Source organism: Nocardia sp. NPDC051052 (assembly GCF_044456045.1).
Classification (GTDB): domain Bacteria; phylum Actinomycetota; class Actinomycetes; order Mycobacteriales; family Mycobacteriaceae; genus Nocardia.
In genome coordinates this window covers 111618-125122 of the sequence record NZ_JBITFL010000005.1, presented here as the reverse complement: position 1 = coordinate 125122, position 13505 = coordinate 111618, and the positions used below count along the sequence as shown (strand labels likewise).

Annotated in this window: 16 protein-coding genes; 10 read left to right on the top strand and 6 right to left on the bottom strand. The window is 68.0% G+C overall.

From position 1 onward, the window contains the following. The first annotated feature begins 54 nt into the window (after positions 1-54). From ACIBCN_RS18120 to ACIBCN_RS18100, 5 genes are all read left to right on the top strand, one after another. A complete protein-coding gene (locus ACIBCN_RS18120; protein WP_396992708.1) occupies positions 55-831 on the top strand; it encodes an alpha/beta fold hydrolase in 777 nt (258 codons plus the stop codon). A 5-nt stretch (positions 832-836) separates the two neighbouring features. Next, the gene (locus ACIBCN_RS18115; RefSeq protein ID WP_357380677.1) at positions 837-1133 is read left to right on the top strand and encodes an MGMT family protein; all 297 of its coding nucleotides are present in this window, start codon (positions 837-839) and stop codon (positions 1131-1133) included. Positions 1134-1173: 40 nt separating this feature from the next. Next, positions 1174-1923 (top strand): VOC family protein, encoded by a 750-nt coding sequence (locus ACIBCN_RS18110; RefSeq protein ID WP_396992707.1) that lies wholly within the window; start codon positions 1174-1176, stop codon positions 1921-1923. Between the two features lie 83 nt (positions 1924-2006). Then, on the top strand, positions 2007-3746 hold the full coding sequence (locus ACIBCN_RS18105) for an NTP transferase domain-containing protein (RefSeq protein WP_396992706.1): 1740 nt from the start codon (positions 2007-2009) through the stop codon (positions 3744-3746). 44 nt (positions 3747-3790) lie between these two features. Beyond that, entirely contained in the window at positions 3791-4549 is a 759-nt protein-coding gene (locus ACIBCN_RS18100; RefSeq protein WP_396992705.1) for a methyltransferase domain-containing protein, read from the top strand. 118 nt (positions 4550-4667) lie between these two features. Here the strand turns inward: ACIBCN_RS18100 and ACIBCN_RS18095 are convergent, their stop codons facing one another. Further along, positions 4668-4997: a hypothetical protein gene (locus ACIBCN_RS18095; protein WP_396992703.1), complete on the bottom strand. Its 330-nt coding sequence runs from the start codon at positions 4995-4997 to the stop codon at positions 4668-4670. A gap of 334 nt (positions 4998-5331) precedes the next feature. Here ACIBCN_RS18095 and ACIBCN_RS18090 point away from each other — a divergent pair, with 334 nt between their 5' ends. From ACIBCN_RS18090 to mtnC, 4 genes are all read left to right on the top strand, one after another. Continuing rightward, entirely contained in the window at positions 5332-5679 is a 348-nt protein-coding gene (locus tag ACIBCN_RS18090; RefSeq protein WP_396992702.1) for a DUF1330 domain-containing protein, read from the top strand. A gap of 125 nt (positions 5680-5804) precedes the next feature. Continuing rightward, complete coding sequence (gene mtnA, locus ACIBCN_RS18085) at positions 5805-7487, top strand: S-methyl-5-thioribose-1-phosphate isomerase (RefSeq protein ID WP_396992701.1); 1683 nt, start codon at positions 5805-5807, stop codon at positions 7485-7487. Continuing rightward, positions 7484-8059, top strand: a complete 576-nt coding sequence (locus tag ACIBCN_RS18080; RefSeq protein WP_396992699.1) for a 1,2-dihydroxy-3-keto-5-methylthiopentene dioxygenase — start codon at positions 7484-7486, stop codon at positions 8057-8059. The genes mtnA and ACIBCN_RS18080 overlap by 4 nt, the downstream gene beginning before the upstream one ends. After that, entirely contained in the window at positions 8056-8745 is a 690-nt protein-coding gene (gene mtnC / locus ACIBCN_RS18075; protein ID WP_396992698.1) for an acireductone synthase, read from the top strand. The genes ACIBCN_RS18080 and mtnC overlap by 4 nt, the downstream gene beginning before the upstream one ends. A gap of 6 nt (positions 8746-8751) precedes the next feature. Here the strand turns inward: mtnC and ACIBCN_RS18070 are convergent, their stop codons facing one another. From ACIBCN_RS18070 to ACIBCN_RS18050, 5 genes are all read right to left on the bottom strand, one after another. Beyond that, on the bottom strand, positions 8752-9042 hold the full coding sequence (locus ACIBCN_RS18070) for a YdeI/OmpD-associated family protein (protein WP_396993302.1): 291 nt from the start codon (positions 9040-9042) through the stop codon (positions 8752-8754). Further along, positions 9003-9185, bottom strand: a complete 183-nt coding sequence (locus ACIBCN_RS18065; protein WP_396992697.1) for a hypothetical protein — start codon at positions 9183-9185, stop codon at positions 9003-9005. The genes ACIBCN_RS18070 and ACIBCN_RS18065 overlap by 40 nt, the downstream gene beginning before the upstream one ends. Before the next feature lie 19 nt (positions 9186-9204). Further along, entirely contained in the window at positions 9205-9657 is a 453-nt protein-coding gene (locus ACIBCN_RS18060; protein ID WP_396992696.1) for a VOC family protein, read from the bottom strand. A 554-nt stretch (positions 9658-10211) separates the two neighbouring features. Continuing rightward, positions 10212-11039: a hypothetical protein gene (locus ACIBCN_RS18055; RefSeq protein WP_396992695.1), complete on the bottom strand. Its 828-nt coding sequence runs from the start codon at positions 11037-11039 to the stop codon at positions 10212-10214. Between the two features lie 117 nt (positions 11040-11156). Next, a complete protein-coding gene (locus ACIBCN_RS18050) occupies positions 11157-11603 on the bottom strand; it encodes a cupin domain-containing protein (RefSeq protein WP_396992694.1) in 447 nt (148 codons plus the stop codon). A gap of 193 nt (positions 11604-11796) precedes the next feature. On the opposite strand from ACIBCN_RS18050, the gene ACIBCN_RS18045 reads away from it, so the two are divergent. Further along, complete coding sequence (locus ACIBCN_RS18045; RefSeq protein WP_396992693.1) at positions 11797-13500, top strand: metallophosphoesterase family protein; 1704 nt, start codon at positions 11797-11799, stop codon at positions 13498-13500. Positions 13501-13505 lie beyond the last annotated feature (5 nt).

The window sequence follows — 13505 nt, the reverse complement described above, 5'->3', positions numbered from 1 at the left end:
CCCCCTCGCGCGACTCGCCCAACGGCCGTGGGCGGCACAGGTCAGAATGGACCGGTGTCTGCTCTGAATGTCTATCGATTCGGCCCGGCGACCGGACCGGCCGTGCTGGCCCTGCACGGTGTGACCGGCCACGGCAAACGCTGGGAAGACCTGGCAGCCAACCATCTCCCCGACGTCCGGATCATCGCTCCCGACCTGCGCGGACACGGGCGATCGAGCGCGCTGCCGCCGTGGACCTTCGAGGCCGTCGTCGAGGACCTGGTCGAGTTGCTCGAAGCGGAGACGGTGGAACCGGTGACTGTGGTCGGGCACTCGTTCGGCGGCGCGAGTGCGTTATATCTCGCGCAACGCCGCCCAGACCTGGTCCGGCAGCTTGTGCTCCTCGATCCGGCCATCGCGCTCGCGCCCGACCTGGTCGGCGACGTCGCCGAATCACTGTTGGCCGAACCCGACTACGAATCCGTGGCCCGGGCCCGCGAAGACAAACTCGCCTCCGCGTGGGCCGATGCGGCACCCGGCATTCTGACCGCCGAGCTCACCGAACATCTGGTGCCGACGCCGCAGGGCCGCTTCGCCTGGCGGATGAGTCTGCCCGCGGTCACCTCCTATTGGGGTCAGCTGGCCCGCCCCTTCGTGTTGCCGCCGCGGGGCCTGCCGACGGTGCTGGTGCAGGCGCTGAAGGTGCAGCCGCCGTTCGTCACGCCCGCGTTCCGCGCCGCGCTCACCGCGCACCTCGGCGAGCACCTCACCGTGCACGAGTGGGACAACGATCACATGATCCCGCAGGCCATGCCCGCCGAGACCGCCGCGCTGATCCGCTCGGTGCTCTGAGCGCGATGGCCACCACCGACGATCAGGTCGAGCGGGTTCGAGCCCTGGTGGCATCGATACCGCCCGGCCGGGTGGCGACCTACGGTGACATCGCCGCGGCCGCCGGACTCTCCACGCCGCGCACCGTCGGCTGGATCATGCGCACCGACGCCGCCGACCTGCCGTGGCACCGGGTCATCGGCGCGGGCGGCAAGCCCGCCGCGCATCTGGCCGACCGGCAACTGCGGCTGCTGGCGACCGAGGGCGTGCCGATTCGTGAGGGCCGAGTGAACCTGCGGGCGGCGCGTTTTCCGTTTCCGTAAACGGACACCCGGCGCGCCGCCCGACGGTTACCGTTACTCCATGTCCACCCGCCTGGCGTGTGTCGTGTTCGATGCAGACCGGCCGCGGCTCGTCGCGGATTTCTGGGCCGAGCTGCTCGGTTGGGCCGTGACCATCGACCGCCCGGAAGAGGTCGACGTGGCGGCCCCCGACCCCGACGGTGCCGACCTGGCCCTGGCCTTCCTGCCCGCTACCCGAGCCAAGCACGGCAAGAACCGGATTCACCTCGACCTGGCCAGCCGTTCGATCGATCATCAACGCCTGCAGGTGGACCGCGCGCTGTCGCTCGGCGCCCGCCGCGTCGACATCGGGCAGGGCGCGGTGCCGTGGGTGGTGCTCGGCGATCCCGAGGGCAACGAATTCTGTGTGCTGGAGCCGCGCGAGCAGTACGTGGACACCGGCGCGGTCGCGGCCGTTGTGGTGGACACCCGAGACCCGCTGCGGCTGGCCCAATTCTGGGCCACCGCCTCCGGCTGGCCGGTCACCCATGGCGGCGAGCGGGTCGCCGGGCTGCGGTCGGCGACCGGGCTCGGGTCGTGGCTGGAGTTCGTGCGCACGCCGGAGGAGAAGTCCGGGCGCAACCTGCTGCATCTGAATCTGGCCTCGTTCGACGACCAGGCCGCCGAGGTGGCCCGGCTGCGGGCCGCCGGTGCTACCCCGATCGATCGCGACAGCGCGGCCCCGGCAATCGCACCCACCCTGACCCTCGCCGATCCGGAGGCCAACGAGTTCTGCCTGCTCCGGCCGGTGCGCGACCACTCGCTCAGCTAAGCAGTCGCGTCCCGCCTCCCGGCTTCGCGGCGGCGACGAATTAGCATGTCCGCCATGGTGTACCTACCCCGAGGCCGTGCTCGGTGACCGCTGCCGACGCGATCGTGCTCGCGGGCGGACGGGCCAGCCGGATGGGCGGTGTCGATAAACCGGCGATCGTCATCGGTGGTCGGTCCATGCTCGACGCCGCGTTGGCCGCCGTCGCCTCGTGCGCGCACACCGTCGTGGTCGGACCGCACCGGCCCGAGCTGCCGCCGGAGATCACCCAGACGCGTGAGGTGCCACCGGGGTCGGGGCCGGTGGCGGCGATCGGGGCCGGGCTGCGATCGCTCGGGTCGGCGGCGCCGCTGGTGGTGGTGCTCGCGGCCGATCTGCCGTTCCTGTCCACCTGGTCGATCACCGAATTGGTCAGGCATACCTGCGAATCCGGGGCCGACGCGGTGTTCGCGGCGGACGAGTCGGGGCGGCCGCAGTACCTGATCGGAGTGTGGCGGCGGACCGCGCTGGCGGCGGCGCTCGACAGGTTGGATTCGCTGATCAATCAGCCGATGAAGGCGCTGATTCCCGCCGATTCGGCGATCATCGCGCTGCCCGGTGTCGCCGACTGCGATACCGACGAGCAGGTACGGCAGGCCCGCGCCTCGGTCGCCGAGCCCGCGCCAGCGCTCTCCCTGGACGACGCACGGAACATCCTGCGCGACAACCTTTCCCGGCTGACCAGTTATACGGCCGACCTGCGCTCGGTGCGCGGCGCGGCGCTCGCGGCGCCCCTGGCCGCCGCCGCGCCACTGCCCCGCTTCGACGTGTCCGCGATGGACGGGTACGCGGTGGCGGGCGAGGGACCGTGGCGGTTGCGCCGCGATATCGGGTTCGCCGGTGGGCAGCGCCCGGTGGGACTGCTGCCCGGCGAGGCGGTGCGCATCGCCACCGGCGCGCACGTGCCGGACGGCACCACCGGTGTGCTTCGCGACGAATTCGTCCGGGTGGCACCGGATGACAGCCTGCATCGGCTGCCGGACACCCCGATCAGGGACGACATCCGCCGCCAAGGCGAGGACCGTTGTCCCGGCGATCTCGTTGCGCCGCAGGGGACTCCGGTCACCGCGGCGTTGATTTCCGCGGCGGCGAGCGTCGAGGTGACCGCGGCGGCGGTGCGCGGACCGGTCCGCGCCAGGATCGTGATGACCGGCGACGAGATTCGCAGCGAGGGTCCGTTGCACGCGGGCCAGACCCGCGACTCGATCGGGCCGATCCTGCCGGACCTGTTGTCCTGGTATGGGATACGCACCACCGATCGGGTGCACCTACGCGACACCCCGAACGGCTTCGACGAGGTGCTCACCGCGCCGCCCGAGTGCGACCTGCTGGTGATCGTCGGCGCGACCGGCAGTGGCGCGGCCGATCAGCTACGCGCCGCGGTGGACCGCACCGAGGCGCGAGTCCTGGTGCGGCGACTACGGCTACGGCCTGGTGGCTCCACGGTCGTCGCCGAACTGGCTTCGGGCACTACGGTTCTCGGCCTGCCCGGTAATCCGTTCGCCGCCGTGGCCACCCTGATGGCGCTGGTACCCGCCCTGGTCGAGGGCCGCACCGGCGGCTCCGCCGGTCACCGCTTGCTCGGCCCGCTGCACAACGCCGCCGAGATATCGGGACCGGTCGCCCGCATCGTTCCCGCCCGCTTCGCACCGCAGGGTGGCTGGCTCGGCGACCCGACCATCCGCACCGCCCATCTCGGCGGCCTGGTCGACCGAGACGGCCTGGTCATCGTGCCCGCCGACGCCGACGACGGCGCGACGGTCGAGTTCCTGCCGCTGCCAAGGTAGGAAACCTGTTGCCGTGTCGGCAACCGCTCGGCAACAATCGGGGCATGGGACGCAGCTTCGAGGATCTGGTAGCGGAGGCCGGTGCGGTCTCCGTCGCCGGTTGGGATTTCGGGTGGCTCGACGGGCGGGCCAGCGAGCAGCGGCCGTCCTGGGGCTATCAACGGGTGCTCGGTGAGCGGCTGGGGAAAGTCGCTGCGGCACTGGATATTCAGACCGGGGGCGGCGAGGTGCTGGCCGGGGCCGGGAGCCTGCCGCCGCTGATGGTGGCGACCGAGTCGTGGCCGCCGAACATCGCCAAGGCGACGCAACTGCTGCACCCCTTGGGTGTAGCACTGATCGCCGATTCCGACGAGCCGCCGTTGCCATTCGGGGACAATGCCTTTGATCTGGTGAGTAGCCGGCATCCGGTGACCGTGTGGTGGTCCGAGATCGCGCGGGTGCTGCGCCCGTCCGGCACCTATTTGGCGCAACACGTCGGCGATGCAAGTGTTTTCGAACTCGTCGAGTATTTCATCGGCGCACAAACGGAAGAAATTCGTAAGCGCCGAAATCCCGATGATGATCGGGCCGCCGCGACCGCCGCCGGACTCGATATCGTCGATCTCCGATACGAACGGTTGCGCGTCGAGTTCGGCGATATCGGGGCGGTCGCGTACTTCCTGCGGAAGGTGCCGTGGATGGTCCCCGACTTCACCGTGGACGGGTATCGGGACCGCCTCCGCGCGCTGCACGACGAGATCGAAGCGCACGGTCCATTCGTCGCCCACTCGACCCGATTTCTAATCGAAGCACGCAAGCCTTAATCGACCAATACGGCCGCTACCTGCGGATATCGGTCGGATCGCCGGTGTGACAGGCATTTTTCACTTTCCCTTCCGGAATTGCTCGCGGCTCGCTATCGTGAGTGACGTTAGGCGAATATCAATCCCCGGAAAGGACCGAGTGGAGATGGCTGAAAAGTCCAAGAAAACGCCTAAGAAAATGCCGAGGCAGATGGATCGGCAGCAGCAACAGCAGCGCCAGGATCAAAACCAGAACCAGGGCATGAACCGCCCCGGCGCACCCTCGGACGGCCAGCGCATGCCGAACCAGCGCCAGTCGGACGACGATCGGCGTAATGCCGACCAGCGCCGGATGGACAACCACTAACTGATCTGCACCGCGTGCCGCCGGTTCACTGTGGAACCGGCGGCCGCGGCTGTGGTCGTTGGGCGTCAGCCGCGACTGGTGACGAACCGTTGCCGCGGTCACTCGCGCTACCGGATCGGGCCGCGGTACCGCGTGAACAGCCGCCGTGTCTATCAGGGCGTCGGACAGCCCCGCCGAGGCGGCGCGTCGCTGAAGCCCTTGGCAGCCAGAAGGATTCACGGCCTCAACGAGTGTGCCATTGCCGGAACCGGATTCGTCGGCCGAACGTCGCGAGAATCAGCGACACGTTCCGCGGGCATCGAGACGGTAGAGCGGAATTCGTTGCGGGGTAGTCGGATCGGTGCTTACCTCCGAGGTAATTGTTCCGTCGCACTGCGCGGCATACGTTCGGATCGGCGTCGCGGATCGACGCCGCCACCGAACAAGGGAACAGCACATGGCCGCCTACGGCTTCGCCCACCTGCGCGCACGCAGGCCGCACGCCGACATCCTCGAGTACCTGGAGCGCATTCAGGACACCTTGGATCCGTTCCACGGCCGCTTCGTCATCCACGGCCCGCCCGCCGAGATCGCGGAGGGCAACTGGCCGGGCAGCATGGTCCTGATCGAATTTCCCGATCTGGACACGGCACGGGCGTGGTACCGCTCCCCCGCGTATCAGGCGATTATCCGGCTGCGCACCGATCACATCGACGGCGATCTGCTGCTGATCGAGGGCGTCGGGCCGGACTACGACCCCCGCGAACGGGCCGCTAAGCTGCGCGCCCAGGCCGCCGCCGAATAAACCCGCTCGCGCATCCCGAGCCGCCGATGCCGGTTCTCGACGATCGGCCGACTTTCTCCGATCCGTCCCGTCCGATACCGTTGACCAGGCACAACTATGGCTCCACGCGATAAAGGATGCGCCTGATGGACGACAGTTCCCTGATCTGGGACGACGGTGCGCTGGTCACCATCGACCAGCGCGGGCTGCCGCACGAAGTCCGCGAGCTGCGGCTCGGCACCGTCGACGCGGTCATCGAGGCCATCCAGGTGCTGGCCATCCGTGGCGCGCCCGCCATCGGCATCGCGGGGGCATTCGGCGTGGTCATCGCGACCGCCGCGCACACCGTCGACGGCGTCGTCGACGAGGTTCGCGCGCAGGCCGACGCCGACCGCCTCGCGGCCGCCCGGCCGACCGCGGTGAACCTCGCGTGGGCGGTGCGGCGGGTGCGCGCCGAGATCGCGCAGGGCGCCGACGCGGTGCTCGCCGCAACTCTGGACATGCTCGCCGAGGACGGCCGGGTCAACCGGGCCGCCGCGACGCATGCCGCCGATCTGGTGCAGCGGCTCTGCCCGGATCGGCCGCTGCGCGTGCTCACCCACTGCAACACCGGACGGCTCGCGACGAGCGCGTTCGGTACCGCGATCGGCGCGCTGCGGGTGCTGGCCGATCGTGGTGCGATCGAGAACGTGCTGGTCGACGAGACCCGGCCGCTGCTGCAGGGTGCGCGGCTCACCACCTGGGAACTGGCCGAGGCGGGCATTCCGCATCGGCTGACCGTCGATGCCGCGGCGGCCTGGGCCATGGCGACCGGCCAGGTCGACTGCGTCCTGGTCGGCGCGGATCGGGTCACCGTGAACGGAGACGTGGCAAACAAGATCGGCACGTACTCGCTGGCACTCGCGGCGCGCCAGCACGGGATTCCGTTCATCGTGGTGGCACCGGAATCGACCCGCGATCCGAACATGGCGACCGGGCGCGACATCGTGGTGGAGGAGCGCGCCGCCACCGAGGTGATCGGATTCGGCGGCGTCGCAACGGCTCCCGAGGGAACCGAGGTGTTCAACCCGGCATTCGATGTGACGCCAGGGGATTTGGTGACGGCGGTCGTCACCGAGTTGGGTGTGGTGCATGGCGCGTCGGACCGATCCGGCGATGATGCGGGCACCGGCGAAAATCCGTGGCCCGGCAAGGCAATTGCCGATATCGCGCACGGGTTGTATCAACGCGGGTGGATGCCGGGCACGGCGGGCAACATCTCGGTGCGGACCGGCGCGACGGCCGTGATCACCGGAAGTGGTCTGTCCAAAGGCGAACTCACCGAACACGACATGGTGACCGTCCAGGTCGCGGATTCGACGCCGATCGCGAGCAGCAGCCGGAAACCCTCGGCGGAGACCACGATTCACACCGCGGCGTATAGAGCCACCGCCGCGCAGGCCGTCGTGCACATTCATCCGCCGTATGCCACCGCGTTGGCAACGCGCTCCGGCGCTTCCGACGAGCTGAGCTTCTTACGCATCACCGACTACGAGCTGATCAAGGGTCTCGGCGGCACCGACCCCGCGGCCATCGACATCCCGGTGTTCCCCAACTGGTCCGACGTGCCACGCATCGGCGCCGATATCGAGCGCTACCTCACCGACCACCCCGCCGCTCCCCCGGTCCTGTTCATCGCCGGCCACGGGATCACCGCGTGGGGGGACAATCTTTCCCAGGCGCGCGATCGCGCCGAATGCCTGGAGGCCCTGTGCGAGCTGGTCGCCCGCACCGGGCGTCGCCAGGCCTTCGGCACGCGCGACGAGAATCTCGAGATTGGACTGACATGACCCTGCTCCAGGTGATGGCCGCCGACAACGCGGCCGACGTGCGGGTGCGGACCACCGACGACGCGGTGATCGGCACCGAATTGGCAAAGCACGGCATCACATTCGGTCGGTGGCCGGTGGTGGACAACGCCGCCGCGGTCGACTCCGACGAGTTGCTCACGCACTACACCGACCAGGTCGCCGAGCTGAACGAGTCCGGGCGCTACCGGCACATCGACATCGCCCGGATCCACCCGGACGACGCGAACCCGGAGTGGCCGCACATCGCCAAGGGCGCGCGGGAGAAGTTCCTCAACGAGCACCGGCACGCCGAGGACGAGGTCCGCTACTTCGCCGCCGGCCGCGGCTGCTTCTACCTGCACCTCGGGCACGAGGTGCTGGCCGTCGTCTGCGAGGGCGGCGACCTGCTCTCGGTGCCCGCGGGCACCCTGCACTGGTTCGACATGGGCAGCAGGCCCGATTTCATCGCCATCCGATTCTTCGAGGAAGAGGACGGCTGGGTCGGCGATTTCAGCGGCGACCGGATCAGCGAAGGGTTCCCGACCCTCGACGAACTGCTCGCCAACTCATGATCACGACGGTGGTACTCGACATCGAAGGGACCACCAGCCCCACCAGTTCGGTGCGGGAAGACCTGTACGGCTATACCCGCGAACGGCTTCCGGCGTGGTTGGCCGAAAACCGCACGGACGCGGCGGCTCCCATCATCGCCGCAACTCGGGAACAGGCCGGGCGGCCCGATGCCGACACCGACGAGGTCGCCGATATCCTGCGGGGCTGGCTCGACACCGACGTCAAGGCCGAGTCGCTCAAAGCGGCACAGGGGCTGATCTGCGCGGAAGGGTTCCGCAACGGTGCGCTGCATGGTGAGTTCTTCGCCGATGTGCCGCCCGCGCTGCGGGCCTGGCATGCGAACGGTCTCGCGCTGTACGTGTATTCGTCGGGATCGATTCGCAACCAACAGGATTGGTTCGCGTTCGCGCGTGGCGGTGCGTTGTCCGCGCTGATCAGTGGTCACTTCGATCTGTCAACGGCGGGTGGCAAACGCGAGCCGTCGTCGTACGAGAAGATCGCGGGCGCCATCGGTGTCCCCGGCGACCGCATCCTCTTCCTGTCGGATCATCCCGACGAGGTCGACGCGGCCGTCGCGGCGGGCTGGCATGCCATCGGTCTCGCCCGCCCCGGTGAGCCCAATCCGCCACGTCCACCACATCGTTGGGTCGATACGTTCGCCGACATCGACCCCGGGGCCGAATAAGCAGGATCAACTCAACGACTCGACGACCTTCGCGATCCGCCGGGTGCGTGTCTCCGCGCGCTTGGCCTCGACGACCGCCGTGACATGGTCGCGCCGCCGCGAATAGGACAGTTTGTCGAAAGCGGCACGCAGCCCGGCGGATCGCAGTGCGTCGGCCAGGTCGTCCGGGACCTCGATAGTCCGTTCGGCGTCATCGCGCACCACGGTCACCACGACCCGGTCGCCGGGCTCCTTGCCCAACTCGGTGCGGATCGCCTTCAGCACGCCGAGGCAGGGCCCGGAGCCCATGTCCGCGATGGACCCGCGATACTCGACACCGTCGAAGGCCGCCGCAACCGGAATCCGCCGCCGCCGCCCAGCGCCGCGACCACCTCGCCCGGCACCGCGACGTACGCGCCGCCACCAGTACCGGACTCGATGGTCGCCTCGAATTGCTGCATGACCCGACCCTAAACGTCCTCAGGCGTTGTCGTAAGCATCCTGAAGCGTCTTGATATCGAGCTTGGACATGCCGCGCAGCGCGGTCCCGACGGCGATGGTCTTCGCCGGGTTGGCACCGCTCATCAGTGTCGGCAAAACCGCAGGGGTGACCTGCCAGGACAGACCGAACCGATCGGTCAGCCAGCCGCACGGCGCCGGCGCGCCACCCTCGGTAAGCGCATCCCACAACCGGTCGATCTCCTCCTGCGTCTCCACGACCACCTGCAACGACGCCGCATCGGTCAGCGGATGCCCGGCCCCACCGTTCATCAGCGTCACCGACTGCCCGTCGAGCTCGACCGAAACCACAAACGCCACCCCCGCCGAGTCCCGGGCGACATCGGTAATCCGCGAGTTCGGCACCAGCGCCGTATACAGAGTGGCAGCCTCCTCAGCCGCACTCTCGAACCAGAAGAAAGTATTGATAGACATAACGGCTCCTTGCCAGTGATGTGACTTGCTGTCACCCCTTGGTCGGAGCCGTCATCCCCACCTCGACCTATCTCACCAAATTTCTCGAAAGTTGTTTCCGACCCGATCCCGGACGGACCACGGCGTCCAGGTCAGGGATCTCAAACCCGAGTTCGAACCGCGTTCGTGCCGCCTCTTAAGCGACCTCGGCCCCTGGTCGATTCATAACTTCGGCGCGCAGTTCGGACCAGCGCACATGTTCGCCCATCGATCTCACTCCCCCAATCAGTTTGTCTGCGCGAAGGCTTGCTTTGACTACGCCTGATCATCGATCAAGAGGTCGGAGATCGTGGCCGCGGTCACCGCACGCTGGAGCCACGGAAGCACCACCTTCGGGTTCGGCGGGTGTCCCGTGATGCGAGCACGAACATCGGGTGGGACTTCGATCGATCGCACATGCAGGACCTCGAGAACGCATTCTGCGATTACGTCGGCTACTACCGCTTCTCGCCGCAGCTCGTGCACTCGCCGAGAAATCTCATCCAAGACAGACTGGTGGACGTATATCTCCGCCACTAGGCCTCGAAAAGTTCAGCGGCAGAGGTCACTGTCGCCGAACGGCGAAGCCATGAGCGCAGCTTGTCCAGGTCGTCACACGATGTAATGCGGACGTGGGCGTCGGGCGGAACCTCGATCGATCGCACATCAAGGATGTCGAGAATGCTTCTGACGACCTCGCTGGTTTCCCCTTCGGCCCGGCCCTCCGCCCGCAGGCGCTGCGAGGTTTCCGAGCGGAAGAACGCCGGATCGAGGGTCATCATATGCCTCCAAGTTTCGGCGGCCTGGGCGTTGCCAAGGCCGAGTTCGGTGAGTTCGGCGAAGATGTGGGCGTCTTCTTCGTCGATCCCCCGCAGTGCGGCGGCCAGCGACTTCAGTATCGCATCAATGCTGGGGTCTTTGGCGTGCGTCATTGCGGAGAGGGTGGCGAGCGGGACGTCGTCGGCGGCGAGGGCTGGATCGGTGACGACTGGCACGTTGTCCGGGCCGAGGACCAGGGGCGACATGGTGAGGCTGCCAGCCCAGAACGACGGGCCGATCTGGGCGGTCTGGGCTGCCCACGCTGCGGTGCCACGGTCATGGCAGACGACCAGCAGCACCGCGGGAAGGCGGTATTTCGCGTGTGCGTGGGCAAGGTAGTACGTCCACGCCGAAGGCTTGTCGGGGTCGCATTCGCCTTGCGCCTCGACAAGTAATAGAAATCGGCCCGCTGGCGTAGTGAATCGTAATAGGGTGTCCACTCGGCGCTCGAGTGGTCTGATCTCGGTGAGATCGGTTGGTAGCAAAGCTACTTCGCTCGGGACGCCAAGGGGAACTTTCAATTCGCGAAATGCGCGCGCGAACATTCCTGGGTCGTGCTGGAAGATCCGGTGCAACGCTTCGTGTTGTGAACCGACCATGCCGACGAAGATACCTCGAGATTCGAAAATATGTTCGAGTCACAATATCGGTGTGAAATCGGTTTAAGCGCAGGGTGGGGTGGGGGCGTCTTCGAAGAGGGGTTTGCCGGTGGGCGGGGCGTAGACGACGTCGAGGATGAGGGGGTCGGGGCCTAGGTTGCGGCCGATGTGGATGTTCCAGTCGCCTTCGGGTTCGTAGATGAAATCGCCCGCGTGGTAGACGGGAGCGGCGCAGTCGGGGCCGGGGTGGGTGAGGGTGCCTGCGCGGATGATGCCGAAGACGGGGCCGTCGTGGTAGTGCCAGCCGGTGGAACCGCCTGGGGCGATGGTGATTTCGCGGACCACGAGATCGGTGCCCGCGACGAACGGGAGCAGGCCGGCGGGGATCTGGGCTTGGGCGAGAGTGACGGCGGTGATGTCCGTGCCGGGCGTCGCGTTGGCCGGGATGCCCGCGCCGAGGGCGGCGCCGAGCATGAGCGCGACGGCGGTTCCGCGGGTGAATGGCGTCATCGCGGGAGCATATCGGGCAAGAGGGCCTACGAATAGGTGAATTCGGGCTGGTCGTGACTGGATTCCCGGCTTCGGAGGCGCGCCGGGGTTGCCTGGCCGCGGATGTCCGGATCGACAGAGTTCACCCGGTGTTCGCACTCGGCTCGCGGTGTCGAGTTGCCGGGGCGGCTCGAGCGGCGCAACATCGGTCGGTATGGCGTCGAATCCGCTGAATCCCGCAGGCGACATTCCGGAAACCGGAATTCCAGGCGGGCGCTCCGCCGAGATGACAATGGCCGAGCAGCACGAATGGCACCGCGGTTACTTACGTCGGCATCCGGTGTCGCGCCGCAATATCCTGCGCGGGGCCGCGGCGGCCGCGGCCGTGGCGGCGGTCGGCACCTCGCCGTTCGGCAAGCGTGCCTACGCCCAGGACGCACAGCTCGCGGTCGGCGGCCGGCACGTCGGGTTCGGGCCGGACTCGACCAGCCAGCTCCGCTTCGCCGCCCAGCTGTCCAGGCAGCCCGCGGGCACCAAGGTGTTTCTCGATCACGGCCCGACGCCCGCGCTCGGCGCGACGGTGCAGGCCGAGGTGCGCAACCTGCTGACCCAGCTGCCGAGCAGCGACGGCGGAGTGCTTGCGGCAGAACAGTTCTACGCGCACGCGCCGGTGGACGGACTGACTGGCCGGATACCGCACTTCTATCGCTGGCGTACCGCCGACGGGTTCACCGGCGACATCCGCGCCGCCGCCACCGCGATGCCCACCGCGCGAGCCGCGATCGTGCCGTTCCGCTTCACCATGATGGGCGATCAGGGCACCGACGAAACACCGGCGCTGCCAGCGGGTGTCGCGCCCGGCGACTACGACGACAAGTACTACAAGGCGGACAACGATCCGAACGCGCCACACGCCACCAACGTGCTGCGCCAAATCGCCGCGGCCAGACCGGATTTCCACATCCTGGCCGGTGACATCGCCTACGCCGATCCGTCCGGCGCGGGCAAGCCCGCCCAATTCGTTTCGCACGGTGGACAACTCCCGAACGGCTTCGACAAGTTCAACCCCTACGTGTGGGACGTCTATTTCGGCGCCATCGAGGCCAGCGCCGCCCAGACGCCGTGGATGTTCGCGACCGGCAACCACGACATGGAGGCGACCTACGGCGCCCTCGGCTATGGCGGGCACGCGGCGCGACTCGACTTCCCCGGCAACGGGCCGGCGGGCTGCCCGTCGGCGTATTCGTTCACCTACGGCAATGTCGCGGTGCTCTCGCTCGACGCCAACGACGTCTCCTACGAGATTCGCGCCAACACCGGGTATTCCGGTGGGACACAGACGAGTTGGGTGGAGCGCACGCTCGCCGCCTACCGGGCGGACCCCGGCATCGACTTCCTCGTCTGCTTCTTCCACCACTGCGCCTATTCGACGACCGACGCGCACGCCAGCGACGGCGGGGTGCGCGATGCCTGGGTGGCGCTGTTCGACCGCTACCAGGTGGATCTGGTGCTGCAGGGACACAACCACGTTTTCGAACGCACCGACCCGATCCGCGGCAACGCCGCGACGAAGGTAGCGGGCGACAATTCGGTGGTCTATCCGGAGACCGACGGCACCGTCTACTACACGGTCGGCGGCGGCGGACGCCCCCGCTACGATTTCCAGCCGGGTTCGCGGGAGTCCTACCGTGGCAACGAATTACCGGATACCTCGGTGCCCAACAGCTACGTGTGGGCGCCTGGCGGCGACAAGCTGGACGAGGCGGCCCCGTGGTCGCGGGTGCGGTTCCGCAACTATTCGTTCCTGCGCGTCGACGTCCGTCCCGGCGTCTTCGCCAGCGAAATGGACGTGACCGCCGTCGACGAGTCCGGCCGCGAGTTCGACCGGGTCACCTACCGCAGGCAGGTCCGCGGCTGAGCGCC